Origin of the sequence: uncultured Pontibacter sp. (assembly GCF_947502515.1) — a bacterium.
Taxonomy (GTDB): domain Bacteria; phylum Bacteroidota; class Bacteroidia; order Cytophagales; family Hymenobacteraceae; genus Pontibacter.
The window spans coordinates 1-16,295 of sequence record NZ_CANNAI010000006.1 but is presented as its reverse complement, the minus strand read 5'-3'; the positions used below and the strand labels follow the sequence as shown (position 1 = coordinate 16,295).

Here is a 16,295-nt window from a genome sequence, read left to right as displayed (position 1 = left end):
GTAGCATCTTATGATAGACCCCGACCAGATACTGTTGTTGTTTGTTGCGCTGCTGGCCTGTGCTTTTTTCTCAGGTATAGAGATCGCTTTTACGGCAGCCAATAAGCTGCAGATAGAGCTCGACGAGAAAAACAACGTACTCTCCGGCCGCATCCTGACGCACCTGCTCCGGCATCCTGCCAGGCTAATGGGCACTACACTGATCGGCTATGTGATCTCGCTGGTGCTATATGGCTTCGTGATAGCAGGTATCCTCTATACCTTGTTTCAGGCCTTTTTGCCAGCTGCAATGCAACTGGCACCCCTTATACTGCTGCTTCAGGTGCTGGTAGCTTCGGTTATCGTACTGCTAACAGCTGAGTTTCTGCCGCGCAGCCTCTTTGCCATTAACCCAAACCGTATGCTGGATGTGCTGGCTATACCTATGCTGGTGCTGCACTATCTGCTATACCCTGTTGTGATCGTGCTGGTAAGTCTGAGCAAATGGATCGCTGAGCGGATACTGAAGATCGAGTTTTCAGACGAGCACCCGGTGTTTGGGGTAACGGACCTGAACGCCTACATCAAGAACAGGCTGTACAATCCGGTAGAGGAGGGAGCTCCGGAGGTAAACCAGGAGATATTTCATAATGCGCTTGAGTTTAAAAAAGTGCGGGTGAAAGAGTGCATGGTGCCCCGCACAGAGGTAGAGGCGGTCGAGGTGAACGAGTCGGTAGAATTGCTGCGCGACACATTTATCCAGACAGGGCATTCCAAGATATTGGTTTACGAAGACTCTATTGACAATATCATTGGTTACTGTCACCAGCTGGCCATGTTTCAGCAGCCACGCCAGATACGGGAGATCCTGTCGCCTGTGAGTCTGGTGCCGGAGAGTATGCTGGCCAGCGAGTTGTTTTTGCGCTTCGGCACCGAGCACCGCACCGTGGCGGTGGTGGTGGACGAATTTGGTGGCACGTCAGGCATAGTGACGGTGGAGGACGTGATTGAGGAGATCGTAGGGGAGATACAGGACGAGTACGACTACGAAGCCTTGCTTGAGCAAGTGTTCCCGGCAAAGCACCTATACCTGCTGAGCGCCCGCCACGAGATCGACTACCTCAACGATAAATACGAGCTCAACCTGCCGGAAGGGGACTTTGAAACCTTGGGTGGACTTATCTTCTCTGTACTGGGTGAGATACCGAAGCCGGGCGATGTGGTGGAACTGCGACCTTTCACAATCACGATCCTGTCGATGGATGATAACCGCATCAATGCCGTGAAGCTCTTCAAAGATCCAGACTTACAGGCAGATGGCGTATTTTAAACAGTTGCACACAAAATTTTGAATTTTTGCACGATTAACCTTATTTTGCACATCCTTTATCATTCGTATAACACATGGCATTAATTAACAAGATTAGAGAAAAGTCGGGTTGGGCTGTTGGCGCTATCGCCATTGGACTTGGCGTATTTGTAGTAGGTGGTGACCTATTAGGGCCAAACTCCAGACTTTTAGGTAATGATACGACTACCGTAGGCGAAATAGCAGGTGAGAAAATCGACTACCAGCGCTTCGATATGGTGTTCCAGCAGATCAAGGCCCAATACGAAGGACAGGTACAGCGTGCTGCCACCGAGAGCGAAATGGCCATGATGCGTGAGCAAGCCTGGAACCAGCTAATCTTCCAGATCGCCTTGCAGAAAGAGTACGATCGCCTGGGCATTCAGGTATCGGAAGAAGAACTGGCCGATATGGTACAGGGTAACAACATCCACCCATCTGTTCGTCAGGCATTCACTAACCCACAGACAGGTGAGTTTGACCGTACTCAGGTGGTGCAGTACCTGCAGAACCTGGACCAGACCGGTGGTCGTCCGATGTGGGTTAACTTCGAGCAGAGCATTCTCAACGACCGCATCCAGACGAAGTACAGCAACTTGCTGTCCAAGTCGGTATATGTAACAACAGCTGAAGCGAAGAAACACTTCGAGGCGCAGAACACGATCGCAAACATGAAAGTGTTGTATGTTCCTTACTTCTCGATCGCTGACTCTGCTGTAAGCGTGACAGACGCGCAGCTGAAAGACTACTACGAGCGCAACAAAGAGCTTTACAAAGTAGAAGATGGCCGTACGCTGGAGTTTGTGACCGTTCCGGTTGCTGCTTCTACCGAAGACATGAACTACTTCCAGGAGGAGTTGAAAGACCTGACAGCGCAGTTCACAGCCTCTACCAATGACTCGGCTTTCGTGAACACGCATTCAGACCTGCCATACGACGGCACTTATCTGCACACAGCAGAGTTGCCTGAGCAACTGCACGAAATCGCACCGCTTGAAGAAGGCAAGGTATACGGACCATACAACAATGGCGATACCTATGCTTTGTACAAGATTATGGATATCAGAGATGGTAGCGTAAACACTGCCCGTGCCAGCCACATCCTGATCAAGCCAGAGAACGATTCTCCTGAGGCTAAGCAGGCAGCCCTTGCCAAGGCAAAAGACATCCAGACGCAGATCAGAAACGGTGCTGACTTCGCGGCTATGGCTGCTCAGCATGGTTCTGACGGAACAGCTGCTACTGGAGGTGACCTGGGTTACTTCACAGAAGGCCGCATGGTGCCAGCTTTTGAAAAAGCTGTGTTTGGCGCTACAGCTGAAGGCCTGCTTCCAGCTCCGGTTGAAACAGAGTATGGCTACCACATCATTAATATAACGGCTCCTAAGTCGAAGCGTACTTACAAAGTGGCTGCCGTACAGCGCTCACTTGACGCCAGCGATGCTACCCGTGACCAGGCTTATGCAATGGCTGACGAACTGGCTGGTACCAGTGGCTCAACGCAGGAGTTCAGAGAGAACGTGAAGAAAAACGAAGCCCTTTCTGTAGAAGAGGCTGCTAACGTAGGCAAAAACAACGTGTTGGTAGGTAACCTGAGCAATGCCAGAGAACTGGTACGCTGGGCTTACTCAAAAGACACATCAGTAGGTGATGTATCACCTGTGTTCGAGATCAACGACCAGTACGTAATTGCTACTTTGACTGGCAAGCGCGAGAAAGGCTATGCCAAGATTGAGGACGTGAAAGAAGAGCTGACTGCCGCCGTTCGTAACGAGGTGAAAGCACAGCAAATCATCGCGAAGCTGAAAGGCGCGTCGGGTTCATTAGACCAGATTGCTGCTAACTACGGTCCGGATGCGATCATCAGAGACGCTGAGGAAGTATCGCTTGCTTCTGGTGCTATACCTGGCCTGGGCCTGGAGCCAGTAGCGATCGGTAGAGCGTTTGGCTTGAAGCCAGGCAGCCGTACTGCTCCTATCGAAGGACAAGGTGGTGTAGTAGTTGTTGAGTTGATCAACCTGACTAATGCTCCGGATGCACAGGATCTTTCCGGCGTGAAGACGCAGCTGGTAAACACCCGCACATCGCGCGTAGAAACCAACGCGTTTGAGGCGATCAAAGAGAAAGCTGACATCAAAGACAACCGTGTAAGATTCTTCTAAGACCTGCACAATAAGTATACGAAAAGGGCTGTTCCGGGAGGAGCGGCCCTTTTCTGTTTATGGCCAAACGAAAATTATTGGCTATCTTCATTTTCGGGTGATATGCCCATATCAAAAAGACCGCTTACACGTTGTAATAGATGATGCTTATACCTGTTCATACCTATTTGTCGCGCCTGCTGTTTGTGCTCCTGTTCGTGGTGCTGGCAGTGCCCTTTTCTATGGCGCAGAACCAGGAACTGGCGCTGGCACGGGAGTACCTCAGCAAAGGAGAGTACCAGAAAGCCGAGACCATCTACAGCAAACTGATCAACGACGAACGCCTATTCCATACGGTATACCCTGACTACCTGAAAACCCTGCTGGCGCAGAATAACCACAAAGAGGCTGAGAAGCTGGTGAAGCGCACCATCAAGCGCTATCCGGGACAGGTGAACTACAACATAGACTTAGGCATCGTATACCAGGCGTCCGGCGACAAGGCAGCTGCGGAAAAGCACTTCGACAAACTGATCGCACAGCTCAAGCAAGAGGAGGTGGTAGCTGCAGCCAGCGTATTTGTGCAGCACGAGCTGTTTGACCACGCAGAGAGAGCCTACCTGCGCGGCCGTGAGTTGAGTAAAAATCCTTATGAGCACAACCGTTCGCTCATAGCGCTCTATACCTTCCGGCAGAAGCACGAGAACCTGATCGGAGAGGCGCTTAACCTGTTGCAGGAAAACGAAAGTGATCTGATCTATGTGCAGAACATGCTGCAGAACAGCATGCAGGACGAGAAGGCCTTTGATGCGCTGGAGAAAGAATTGATTACCCGGGTACAGCAAAATCCCGACCTGCTGGCTTACAACGAACTGCTTATCTGGCTCTACATCCAGCGTCGTGACTTCTACAGCGCCCTGCTGCAGGCCCGCTCCGTGGACAAGCGCACGCGCAGCGGCGGTACCCGTGTGATGGAGCTGGGTGCTATCAGTGCCCGCAACAATGACTACCAGGGTGCCATCGAAGCCTATGAGTACATTATCAAAGAATACCCGGACGGTCCTTACTACCTGATCGCCAGGCAGCGACTGATAAACGCCCGCGAAGAGCAGGTAGAAAATACTTTCCCGGTTGACCTGGACAAGATCAGGGCACTGATATCAGACTATGAAGCGCTGCTGGCTGAAGTGGGACGCAATGCCCAGACGGTAGAAGTATTGCAGCACATGGCGAATTTGTATGCCTTTCACCTGGATGAAAAGGACAAAGCTATTGAGTTGCTGCATGAGGCTATCAAAACGCCACGGGCTAAGCCCGACTTTGTAGCTGAGAGTAAGCTCACGCTGGGCGATATATACCTGCTGAAAGGAGAGCCCTGGGAATCGACCCTGCTGTACTCGCAGGTAGAGAAATCGCACAAGGAGACGCCGATCGGGCACGAGGCGAAGCTGCGCAACGCCCGGCTTAACTATTACAAAGGCGACTTCGAACTGGCACAGGCGCACCTCGACATCCTGAAGCTGGCCACTAGCCGCGAAATCGCCAATGACGCCATGGACCTGAGCCTGCTCATCACCGACAACACCGGCCTGGACACCTCTACTGTGGCGATGGAAGAATATGCGGCCATCGAACTGCTCGTCTTCCAGAACAAGCTGGACGAGGCGCAAAACAGGTTGGATGCCATGCTGCAGAAGTTCCCGGGCCACAGCCTGACCGATGAGATTCATTTTCGCAAAGCCAGCATCTACGAGCGCACTGGAGCATTTGACAAAGCCATTGCGAGCCTGGAGAAAGTGGTGAGTGCTCCCGCCGATATTCTGAGCGATGATGCCCTGTACCGTATGGCTTATATCTATGAAGAGAGCCTGCAAGACACGCAGAAGGCACAGGAGTTATACAACGAGTTTCTGGTGAAGCACCAGGGCAGCATTTATGTGGCTGAGGCACGCAAGCGCTTCCGGAAGCTTCGTGGCGACGCGCCTGTAGTGAACTAGCGGATACTGATTTGATCCTGGGCTATACCTGATCTGACCAGGTATACGCTACAGGTAAGTGCGTATAGGCACGTTGCTATGAAAAGAAAATAAACAGGATCAGGATGAAGAGGATGAAGAATCCATACATGATCAGGTCGAGCGAGTAGTTCTTATACTGCTCATAAATTTCTCTGAGGCGTTTCATGATCTGGGGTATTGTGGAGCTGCAAATTACAAAAAATAGCGGAAAGGTGCTGTGCAATGGGCTGTGACGGACCCAAATCCTGTGTAAAATGACTACCTTTGCTTCGGGTTTATTTGTGAAGCAGCATATGGAGAAAAGGTGGGTATACAATAAAAGCGTAGCGCCGGAGGCAATTAATCAATTGGCCGAGTCGCTCCGGATCAGCACCACACTGGCCGATGTATTGTGCCAGCGCTCTATCTGTACATTCGAGGAAGCAAAAGCCTTTTTCCGCCCCAGCCTGCTTGATCTGCACGACCCTTTCCTGATGAAGGACATGCAACTTGCCGTCGACCGCATAGTGGAGGCACTGCATCGTTCCGAGCGCATACTGGTTTACGGCGACTACGACGTAGATGGCACCACCTCAGTGGCGCTTATGTATAGCTTCCTGCATTCACTTACCCAACCCGGCCAACTCGAATATTACATCCCCGACAGGTATAAGGAAGGCTACGGCGTATCCACGCAAGGTATAGACTATGCCGCTGAGCAAGGCTTTTCGCTTATCATCAGCCTCGACTGTGGCATCAAGTCGGCCGACAAAGTAGCTTATGCCAGATCGTTAGGTATAGACTTCATCATCTGCGATCACCACCTGCCCGACGAGGATATCCCGCAGGCGGTGGCCGTACTGGATCCGAAACAGATTGATTGCCCATACCCTTACAAAGAACTCTCTGGCTGTGGCGTTGGCTTTAAACTGATACAGGCCTTTTGCTTTCAGCAAGGTATCCCGCAGGAAGAGGCATTTAAGCTGCTCGACCTGCTGGTGGTGAGTATCGCGGCCGACATTGTGCCGATCACGGGCGAGAACCGTATTCTGGCTTACTTTGGCCTGCAGCTGATAAACGGACCAGGACCGTTGCGTCCGGGGTTGGCAGCACTGAAGGAACTGGCAGGTATAACCGGGGATATGGACATTACTAGTGTCGTGTTCGGCTTTGCGCCCCGCATCAATGCAGCCGGACGTATGGGCGATGCGAAGCGATCTGTGCGGATGCTGCTGGCCCAGACCAAGGCAGAGGCCTTTGAGATGGCCGACATCATCAACGAATCCAACAAAGAGCGCCGCGACAAAGACTCGAATATCACCAAAGAGGCGCTGCAGATGATTGCCGAGGACGAGTTTCTGCGCAACGCCAACTCTACGGTACTCTACAAGGAAAACTGGCACAAAGGTGTGATTGGAATTGTGGCATCGCGCTGCATCGATCACTACTACCGCCCTACGATCATCCTGACGCAATCTAATGGCAAGGCTTCTGGCTCGGCCCGTTCGGTGCATGGCTTCAACGTGCACGATGCCATTGAGAGCTGCTCAGACCTGCTCGACCAGTTCGGGGGCCATATGTATGCGGCAGGCCTTACACTGCCTGTAGAAAACGTGCCAGCCTTCAGACAGCGCTTTGAGGAGGTCGTGTCCCGCACCATTACCGAAGACCAAAAAATTCCGCAGATAGAAGTAGATGCGAAGATCAGACTCAATCAGATCACCCAGAACTTCTACAACATCGTGAAGCAGATGGAGCCTTTTGGACCGGGCAACATGAAGCCTGTGTTTGTGTCGGAATGTGTGTACGATACAGGCGCGGTACGTGTAGTTGGTGACAGTCACTTGAAGCTGCGCCTGACACAGGACGGCTTCTACGACATCGATGCCATCGGCTTCGGCTTTGGCGACTACTTCAAGTTCATCTCGAAAGGTATACCCTTTGATGTGTGCTACACCATAGAAGAAAACGAGTTCAGAGGAAATGTGACGCTGCAGCTACGCATTAAGGACATCCGGATGTTGAAGTAGTAAAGAGGAGAGTCGTACCTATCTCAGGTATAAGGAGAGGCTTAGCCTGACTTTAAAATGCGTACCCATATAGAAGAATCAGGCAAAGCGCGCACAGCCCTATACCTGATAACCCCAGCTTGACATACCGGCGCCTGAAGGCGAAATAGCCAAGTATAAGACCCATTGCTTCCACTGCAAACAGCGACATTGCCATAGGGAAGCTCAGGGGATAGCTTACCACAGTGTGCTGCATATCACCCAGGTCTACCTGGCTCTCTTCAGCCTGATAGTAGAAATAGGTAATCAGGGCTAGCCCGATCAAGCCGATCAACACAGAAGCAAATCCTGTTTTCATTAACCCAAGTTACAAAAGACCTATAAAACTTAAAACGGGCGCTGCAGTGTGATGGCAGCGCCCGTTTTATATGTTACGGTTCATCGATGTTGTTTGCCAGAAGCTTGACGGCAGGCAGTTGCTCAAGCTCGGTTAATATCACCTTCTCAGGGTATGGTATGAGCTTAGGAGGCACGCACATCAGGTTTAGGCTGTTCATATCGCCTGCAAAATAGTTTAGATCGATAGCAGCATTTATGCCTGCCAGCTTGCCCGTGTCGGTATACTGCCAGAAAAGCCACTTGTCTTCGTGGTGAATGTCGGGCTCAATGGTGTTATAGCGGGCAATCCAGAAATGATAGTCCTTGAAATGACCCTGCAGCCAGCGGCGGTAGAAATTCTGATTGGTGTAGATGATGGGTTTTACACCATAGTGCGCTGTAACGGCTTCGAGCCAGATGCGCATGTTTTTTCGCATGTCTGCGGGAGAGGTATGCTTTTCAATTACTTCCACATCCAATACAGGAGGCAGGTCACCTTCTTGCAGTTCCACTGTGTTGATGAACATCTCGATCTGGCCCTGCACCGGAGCGGCAGGTATAAAGAAGTGATAAGCACCGCGCTTGATGCCTACACGCTTCGTTTCCTCCCAGTTGCGGGCAAAGTATGGGTCCAACCTGTAGTCGTCCTGTGTTGCCTTTACAAACGCAAACGACACGCCCGCGTCCCGCACCTGGTCCCAATCCACCTCTTTCTGCCACTTTGATACGTCTATACCCTTCAGGCTTGAAGAGGTGATCAGCGTGGTTTTGGTGGTAGCCCCTGTGCTTTTGGCTGTGGCACCGTTGTTTTTTGTATTATCGGAATTTCCAGAAGGAAGACCGGTAAACAGCAACGAGAGCAATAAGCCAGAATAAGCCATCTTGTGGGCGGCCAGGTAAAGTAAAGAAAACATCATAAAGGCTGGTTAATCGGAATTCCAAACTAATAAGAAGACGCGACACTAACAACGGCTTGCTCAGAAAAATTTCATTTATAAAATTTAATTTTTTGAATATATCGGAAAGTGCATCTGCTGTTATACCTGCTCCGGACAGGTATAAAACTTGGCAGGATTACTGCATTGCAGGACGGGTCAAGAATGCTTAAATTAGCCCCATGATACTAAGAGCCGAAAATCTATATAAAAAATATAAGTCGCGCATGGTCGTGAATGACGTAAGCGTGGAAGTAAACCAAGGCGAGATCGTCGGGTTGCTGGGACCGAACGGTGCTGGTAAGACGACTTCGTTTTATATGATTGTAGGCCTTGTGAAGCCGAATGAAGGCCGGATATACTTGGACAAAGAAGATATCACAGATCTGCCGATGTACCAGCGTGCCAAGCGCGGCGTAGGCTACCTGGCACAGGAGGCCTCAGTGTTCCGGCAACTGACAGTAGAGGAAAACATCCTGGCCCCACTGGAGATGACCAATCGCCCGAAGAAGGAGCAACTGGAGAAGGTAGAGGAGCTACTGGAAGAGTTCTCGCTGACGCACGTACGCAAAAACAAAGGCATTGTGCTATCAGGTGGTGAACGCCGCCGTACCGAAATTGCCCGCGCCCTGGCTGTAGATCCCAAGTTCGTACTGTTGGATGAACCCTTCGCCGGTGTAGACCCAATTGCGGTAGAGGAAATCCAGAGCATCGTGGCCAAGCTCAAGAGCAAAAATATCGGCATCCTGATCACGGACCACAACGTAAACGAAACCCTTTCCATCACCGACCGCGCTTACCTGCTGTTTGAGGGCAAGATCCTGAAGTCAGGTACGGCCGAAGAACTGGCTGCCGACGAACAAGTACGCCGCGTATACCTCGGAAAACACTTTGAATTAAAACGGAAGATTTAGTCTGGAATAAGTATATTACAAGGCTAATGTTTGCAAGTTCAGTGATAGGAAAAGCAGTTTAAACCTTTAGCCATTATACTTTGGAGATAATCAATTCTATCGTGACGTGGGTGATGAAGAAGCGGATTCATGACATTGATCTGTTTCGGAAATACCCGCATGAAGTGCAGAACGAGCTGTTTCAGGACCTGATCAGTACGGCGAAAGGCACGGAGTTTGGCAAGAAGTATGGCTTCGGCGATATAAAGTCGGTGAAGACCTTCCAGGAGCGTGTGCCGATTGCGACTTACGAAGATCTGTATCCTTACATAGAGCGGGTGATGAAGGGCGAACAGAACATTCTGTGGCCAAGCAAGATTGAATGGTTCGCCAAATCCTCAGGCACTACCAACGCCCGCAGCAAGTTTATACCTGTCAGTTCGGAGTCGCTGGAAGACTGCCATTACAAGGGCGGCAAAGACATGCTCTCTCTCTACGTCAACAACTACCCTGACACTAAGCTTTTCACAGGTAAGGGCCTCTCTATCGGAGGCACGCATCATCCTAACGAGTTCAATGCCAAGACCTCCTGCGGCGACGTGTCAGCGGTGATCATGCAGAACCTGCCGATCTGGGCCGAGGCCATGCGCACGCCACCGCTCAAAGTAGCCTTGATGGACAAGTGGGAGGAGAAGATCGAGAAGATGGTGGAGGTAACCGTACTGGAGAACGTGACCAGCCTGAGCGGTGTGCCGACCTGGACTTACGTGCTCCTGAAGCGCATCCTGGAAGTGACAGGCAAAAAGAACATCCTGGAGGTATGGCCGAACCTGGAGCTCTTCACACACGGAGCTGTGGCTTTTGGGCCTTACCGGCAGTTGTTCAAAGAGATCATCCCTTCTGCTCAGATGCACTACCTGGAGGTATACAATGCCTCCGAAGGCTTCTTTGGTATACAGGACCAGCGCGACACGGAAGACGAGATGCTGCTGATGTTGGACTATGGCGTGTACTACGAGTTCATCCCGATGGACCAGTTCGAGGAGGAAAACCCCAAAACACTTACGCTGGATCAGGTAGAACTGGGTAAGAACTATGCCATCGTAATCTCGACCAATGCCGGTCTGTGGCGCTACAAGATCGGCGATACGGTACGCTTCACCAACCTCAGTCCATACCGCATCAAGATATCAGGCCGCACGAAGCACTTCATCAACGCCTTTGGCGAAGAAGTGATCGTGGAGAATGCTGAAGTAGCTATTACAAAGGCCTGCGAAGCAACTGGCGCCATTATCTCGAATTTCACAGCCGCACCTGTGTACATGCAGAGCGGCAAGCGTGGCGGCCACGAATGGCTGATTGAGTTCGAGAAAGAACCCGACAACCTGCCCCGCTTCACCCAAGTGCTGGACGAAACCCTACGCGAGATCAATTCCGACTACGACGCCAAGCGCCAGAACGACATCGCCCTACAGGAACCCACCGTGCATGCCGCCCCGAAAGGCACTTTCATGAACTGGCTCAGCAAAAAAGGCAAGCTCGGCGGTCAGCACAAGGTGCCAAGGCTCAGCAATACGCGGGAGTATCTGGAGGAGATAATGGAGGTTAGCGGCTTAGCGAACGTGAAGAATTAAACGCTCCTGTGATTTCTCAGCAGCGTTCGAAATGATAATAAAAATGCCCGGTAGGTATATCCTGCCGGGCATTTTCACGTCTAGCCTATACCTCAGGTATAGCCGCTATCTAAGCAATCCGTAAATCGTTACTGACACAGCGAAGCCCAATACCAACAGAAGTGCCACATTCAGGTATACGGGTACCGTTTTGCCTTTCACCTTTTTGTAGTCAAAGCCCTGCGCCGTTAACACCATCAATAGAACGAGGTTAATAATAGTCAACACACGGTTCAGGCTGTTCCAGGTATTCTTTATTTCTAAGGTCATCTTGTGCTTCTTTTCTGTCTGGATTAGTGAATCTAATAATTAAATTGACAACTTTCTGATATTTGTGACTGTCAATACAAGCCCCATGGCAAGCCCGCACAGTGAAAGTACAGAGCCAACCACTATCAGATGAATAGCACTTTGGGTAACAACTTCAAAATCATTAAACTCTGATAAAGTCGCTAAAAAAGCTACAAAGCTGACTGCTGAAGCGAATAAGCCCAGACAGGTGCCGGCGACTTTATTCTGCCATAATACCTGAATAGCAAGAGTGACCATAATGCCGAGGGCAATAAAACTGAAGCGCTGTATGGCAATTAGGTCCCCGAAGAACCAGAATGCAGCTAACCCGATGAAGTAAGTATAAGGAAGTACTTTACCCCCTCGTTTTTCCAACTTATGATGTATTTCCATTTATAAGGGCTCCCAAAAATTACTCATTCATCATTACTCATTATTAATTACCCCTTACTCCAGAAAGCTACTCATAAAGCCGCCTTCCTTCTTGGCATTCTCACCATGTGGCATTAGCGCTTCGATCAGCTTCTTCACAGGCATAGACTGTAACCACACTCGACCAGTGCCGCGCAATGTGGCCAGGAAAATGCCTTCGCCGCCGAAGATCATGGACTTGAGTCCACCGGCTCGCTGAACGCTAAAGTCTATACCTTGTTCAAAGGCTACCACACAGCCTGTATCCACGCGGAGGGTCTCGTTGTTTAGTTCTTTCTCTACAATGGTACCACCTGCATGCAGAAAGGCTAAACCATCACCTGAGAGTCGCTGCAGAATGAAACCCTCACCACCGAAGAAGCCGGAACCCAACTTCTGGTTGAAGTGCATGGCCAGCTTTGTTCCTAAAGCCGCTGCCAGAAAAGCATCTTTTTGCGCAATTAGGGTATTGCCACTGAGCTGCTGCAGGTCGAGGGGGAGGATGGTGCCGGGGTAAGGGGCCGAAAAAGCCACCCGGCTCTTGCCATAGCCACGGTGTGTAAAGTGAGTCATAAACAGCGACTCACCCGTGATCAGGCGGCTGCCAGCCGAAACCAGTTTGCCCAGAAAGCCTTGGCTCGGATTAGAGCCATCTCCCATTTTTGTTTGAAAGTCGATGCCTTCTTCCATGTATACCATGGCGCCGGCCTCGGCTATAACCGTTTCGTTGGGATCGAGTTCGATTTCGAGTACCTGTATGTCATTACCGAAAATGCGGAAGTCGATTTCGTGTGCGTTTCTCATAGTTTTTAGGACTTGATGTTCAGATAGACAAGATAGTAAATTATCTAATCCTCTTCATCGTCCTCGTCCTCATCTCCACGACCTTTTTTTCGACGGGCCTTCGGCAGGTCTTTGACGTCCTCGTCGTCCGAAACGGAGCTGGTGCCTTTCACGAAGTCCTCGTCGGTTTCCTCTACTTCCTCGCCCTCCTCAATATGAAACTCTTCTTCCTCTTTTTTTGCCTTCTCAGCGGCATCCCGCTTTACCAGTTTTTTGTCTTCCACATTCTTGTTCAGAAATTCATTGATCTGATCGATAGAGTAGTTCGACATGATCTCGCCCTGCTGGTTCACTTTGATCTCAAAACCCTCGAGGTCTTTGTGCACCCGCGTTTTCTTCTTAGAGCTTTTGTTCTCTTTTTTATTCTTAGCCATAATCTGGTCTTCATAGTTCTCACTGAAGTATAAGGCGAAACGGCTAAATAGTTACAGGCAGGTATAGCGGGGAGGTATAAAAAAAGCGGCTATCCCCTTCGGAGTAGCCGCTTATGTTCAGGTATACGGTATAGCCTAAGCTGTTGCGTACTGACTCAGGGCACTGATGGCCGCGTCTATACGGTTCTGTGTTTCCTCACGGCCAATTACCTCAATGATCTGCATCAGGTCAGGTCCAGCCTCAGCTCCTGTCACAGCCAGACGAAGCGCCTGCATCACCATACCGATCTTCATGCCGTGACGCTCCAGGATGCTTACCAGCAAGTCCTTCACTGTGTCGGCGTTGAAGTCGCTCAGGGTAGACAGTTCGTTGCGGAAATCAGTGAAAACGGCCACAGCCTGGCTGTTCCACTTCTTGGATGCCACTTTCTCGCTGTACTCAGTAGGAGCCACGAAGAAATAAGCCGCCTCACGCCAGAACTCCTGCGGGAAACTTACACGCTCTTTCATCAGACCGGCAATCTTCTCGGCTTTCTCAGGTGAGCACGTAATGCCATGCTCTTCCAATGCCTTCAGCAGGTAGCCTGCCAGTTCAGCGTCTGGTTTGGCGCGCAGGTATTGCTCGTTGAACCAACGTGCTTTCTGTATATCAAAACGGGTACCGGACTTGCCGATACGCTCGATCGTGAATTCATTTGCCAGCTCCTCCATCGAGAAGATCTCCTGCTGCGTGCCGGGGTTCCAGCCCAGGAAAGCAAGGAAGTTAATGAATGCTTCCGGAATGTAGCCCGCCTCACGGTATCCGGAAGATATTTCGCCTGAGAACGGATCCTCCCAGCGAAGCGGGAACACCGGGAAGCCCAGCTTGTCGCCGTCACGCTTGCTCAGTTTGCCGTTGCCGTCAGGCTTGAGCAACAGCGGCAGGTGCGCAAACTCTGGCATGGTGTCTTCCCAGCCCAGGTAGCGGTACAGCAACACGTGCAGCGGCGCCGATGGCAACCACTCCTCACCACGGATCACGTGTGTGATCTGCATCAGGTGGTCATCCACGATGTTGGCCAGGTGGTACGTCGGCATACCGTCCGACTTCATCAGTACTTTATCATCGATGGCAGAAGAGTGTACCATTACCCAGCCGCGAATAAGGTCTTTCAGACGCACTTCTTCTTTGCGCGGCACTTTCAGACGGATCACATACGGGTCGCCTGACTCCAGACGACGCTTCACTTCATCCTCTGGTAGGGTGAGCGAGTTTTTCATCGTCATGCGGGTGATGGCGTTGTATTGCGGCGTAGCTACTTTGGCAGCTTTCAGGCGCTCACGCATTTCGTCCAGCTCCTCAGCCGTATCAAAAGCGTAGTAAGCATGGCCGCTCTCGATCAGCTGCATGGCGTACTGCATGTACATCGGCTTGCGCTCCGACTGGCGGTATGGGGCGTAAGGGCCACCGTTCCATGGGCTCTCGTCCAGCTCAATGCCGCACCACTCCAGCGACTCACGGATATAATCTTCAGCACCTGGCACAAAACGGTTCTGGTCTGTGTCCTCGATGCGCAGGATCATTTTGCCGCCGGTTTTCTTGGCAAGCAAAAAGTTGTAAAGGGCCGTGCGAACACCGCCGATATGGAGAGGCCCTGTCGGGCTCGGGGCAAAGCGTACTCTAACTTCTCTTTCCATGTATGGTTATTTCAAAAAGGCATTGCAAATGATGCCACAAAGGTACAAAATAAATTCTCGTTTCGGTAAGGTGTTGCTTTCTCTGCCCTGTAGCTTTGATAAGAGCCTGCACAAACATAACATTTGATTTGCGTATCAGTTTAAGACAAGGCCAAACACGACTCCATGCCCCGCCAAACGCTCAAAAATATCTGGTGCCTGCTTAAAGAAACCAGCCTTGAGTTTATTGAGAACAACTCCTTCCAGAAGGGGGCTGCTTTGGCTTACTATACCATCTTCGCGCTGCCGCCTATTCTGCTGATCATCATCAACGCCACCGGATACTTCTTTGGTGAACAAGCTGTTTCAGGGGAAATCTACTATCAGATCAGAGAGATGGTTGGCTCGGAGGCGGCTTTTGCGGTACAGCGCATGGTCGAGAGCATCAACGATATCACCGATTTTAACCTCGCCACTGTTGTCATCGTTTTCACACTTTTCATAGCGGCTACGGGTGTGTTTGTTTCGCTGCAGGACTCGCTCAACGAAGTATGGTACGTGCGACCAGCCCCAAAGCGCGGCTACGTTAAGCTGATTCTTGACCGCTTCCTGTCCTTTGCCATGATTCTGGCCATTGCCATTCTGCTCATCGTATCGTTGCTGGCCAATACCATACTGGTGGCCATCGGCGATTTCCTGGCGGCACGGCTGGCGGGCTGGTTTGTGTATGTGCTGCGGGGTGTCAATCTGGTGTCAGGCTTTCTGCTCATGACCTTTATGTTCGGCTGTATCTATCGCTTTCTGCCCGACGCCAAAATAAGGTGGCGCGACGTATGGGTGGGAGCGCTGGTTACCTCTTTGCTGTTCGCCATTGGTCGCGAAATCATCGGGCTATACCTGGGCACGAGCAACATTACGTCCATTTATGGAGCGGCCGGTTCGGTTATTGTGATCCTGCTGTGGGTGTTCTATACCTCTCAGATCATCTTTTTCGGGGCTGTGTTCACGTTTGTTTACTCCCGCAAATACGGCTTCAACATTTATCCCGCTGAGTATGCCGTGCGCTTCATCCGGCAGGAAATAGAAGTAGGCCATACGGCCGTGAATGCTGAGCCGGGTAAGTTTACCAAGGACATTTATGGGGAAGAGGAAGCGAAGGAAGCTGCCAAGTCAGATGAACATGATAAGTCAATGGGGGAGGGGATTTGAGAGGGAGGTACAACGTGCTGGTATAGCAGGTGGTGAGTCGTAACCAACGGCTGGGCTAAACTGTGGCGCAGCTAAAGTTCAGGTGTGGTGTGCGCCCAGTATGGGCACCTGATACTAAAGGTATCATATTATTCCAGAGGGTGCAAGTCCCTTACAGG

The 16,295-nt window shown here is 50.9% G+C and carries 14 protein-coding genes; 7 read left to right on the top strand and 7 right to left on the bottom strand.

The window, feature by feature from the left end; translation table 11 throughout:
• Window positions 1-10 precede the first annotated feature (10 nt).
• The 4 genes from Q1A54_RS14945 to recJ all read left to right on the top strand — a co-directional run bounded on the left by Q1A54_RS14945 (window position 11) and on the right by recJ (window position 7,495).
• Window positions 11-1,309, top strand: coding sequence for a hemolysin family protein (locus Q1A54_RS14945; protein ID WP_299989834.1), 1,299 nt, complete (start codon window positions 11-13; stop codon window positions 1,307-1,309).
• A gap of 74 nt (window positions 1,310-1,383) precedes the next feature.
• Complete coding sequence (locus tag Q1A54_RS14940) at window positions 1,384-3,489, top strand: peptidylprolyl isomerase (RefSeq protein ID WP_299989831.1); 2,106 nt, start codon at window positions 1,384-1,386, stop codon at window positions 3,487-3,489.
• Window positions 3,490-3,629: 140 nt separating this feature from the next.
• Window positions 3,630-5,465, top strand: a complete 1,836-nt coding sequence (locus Q1A54_RS14935; protein ID WP_299989829.1) for a tetratricopeptide repeat protein — start codon at window positions 3,630-3,632, stop codon at window positions 5,463-5,465.
• Between the two features lie 314 nt (window positions 5,466-5,779).
• Window positions 5,780-7,495 (top strand): single-stranded-DNA-specific exonuclease RecJ, encoded by a 1,716-nt coding sequence (gene recJ / locus Q1A54_RS14930; RefSeq protein ID WP_299989826.1) that lies wholly within the window; start codon window positions 5,780-5,782, stop codon window positions 7,493-7,495.
• Window positions 7,496-7,547: 52 nt separating this feature from the next.
• Here recJ and Q1A54_RS14925 read toward each other — a convergent pair whose 3' ends face one another.
• Both Q1A54_RS14925 and Q1A54_RS14920 read right to left on the bottom strand, forming a co-directional pair.
• A complete protein-coding gene (locus Q1A54_RS14925) occupies window positions 7,548-7,832 on the bottom strand; it encodes a hypothetical protein (RefSeq protein ID WP_299989824.1) in 285 nt (94 codons plus the stop codon).
• Window positions 7,833-7,905: 73 nt separating this feature from the next.
• Window positions 7,906-8,769 (bottom strand): GH25 family lysozyme, encoded by an 864-nt coding sequence (locus Q1A54_RS14920; protein ID WP_299989821.1) that lies wholly within the window; start codon window positions 8,767-8,769, stop codon window positions 7,906-7,908.
• A 200-nt stretch (window positions 8,770-8,969) separates the two neighbouring features.
• On the opposite strand from Q1A54_RS14920, the gene lptB reads away from it, so the two are divergent.
• Both lptB and Q1A54_RS14910 read left to right on the top strand, forming a co-directional pair.
• Window positions 8,970-9,701 carry an LPS export ABC transporter ATP-binding protein gene (gene lptB, locus Q1A54_RS14915; RefSeq protein ID WP_196116392.1) on the top strand — a complete coding sequence of 244 codons (732 nt, stop codon included), beginning with the start codon at window positions 8,970-8,972 and terminating at the stop codon, window positions 9,699-9,701.
• Between the two features lie 113 nt (window positions 9,702-9,814).
• Window positions 9,815-11,314: a GH3 auxin-responsive promoter family protein gene (locus tag Q1A54_RS14910; protein WP_299990328.1), complete on the top strand. Its 1,500-nt coding sequence runs from the start codon at window positions 9,815-9,817 to the stop codon at window positions 11,312-11,314.
• A gap of 105 nt (window positions 11,315-11,419) precedes the next feature.
• Here Q1A54_RS14910 and Q1A54_RS14905 read toward each other — a convergent pair whose 3' ends face one another.
• The 5 genes from Q1A54_RS14905 to gltX form a co-directional block, all read right to left on the bottom strand.
• On the bottom strand, window positions 11,420-11,623 hold the full coding sequence (locus tag Q1A54_RS14905) for a hypothetical protein (RefSeq protein ID WP_299989818.1): 204 nt from the start codon (window positions 11,621-11,623) through the stop codon (window positions 11,420-11,422).
• 39 nt (window positions 11,624-11,662) lie between these two features.
• Window positions 11,663-12,037, bottom strand: a complete 375-nt coding sequence (locus Q1A54_RS14900; RefSeq protein ID WP_299989815.1) for a hypothetical protein — start codon at window positions 12,035-12,037, stop codon at window positions 11,663-11,665.
• A gap of 54 nt (window positions 12,038-12,091) precedes the next feature.
• A complete protein-coding gene (locus Q1A54_RS14895; RefSeq protein WP_299989812.1) occupies window positions 12,092-12,859 on the bottom strand; it encodes a TIGR00266 family protein in 768 nt (255 codons plus the stop codon).
• Window positions 12,860-12,903: 44 nt separating this feature from the next.
• Window positions 12,904-13,272, bottom strand: a complete 369-nt coding sequence (locus tag Q1A54_RS14890) for a hypothetical protein (protein WP_299989809.1) — start codon at window positions 13,270-13,272, stop codon at window positions 12,904-12,906.
• Window positions 13,273-13,407: 135 nt separating this feature from the next.
• On the bottom strand, window positions 13,408-14,949 hold the full coding sequence (gene gltX / locus Q1A54_RS14885; RefSeq protein WP_196116385.1) for a glutamate--tRNA ligase: 1,542 nt from the start codon (window positions 14,947-14,949) through the stop codon (window positions 13,408-13,410).
• Between the two features lie 165 nt (window positions 14,950-15,114).
• Here gltX and Q1A54_RS14880 point away from each other — a divergent pair, with 165 nt between their 5' ends.
• Window positions 15,115-16,137, top strand: coding sequence for a YihY/virulence factor BrkB family protein (locus tag Q1A54_RS14880; RefSeq protein WP_196116383.1), 1,023 nt, complete (start codon window positions 15,115-15,117; stop codon window positions 16,135-16,137).
• Window positions 16,138-16,295: the final 158 nt, after the last annotated feature.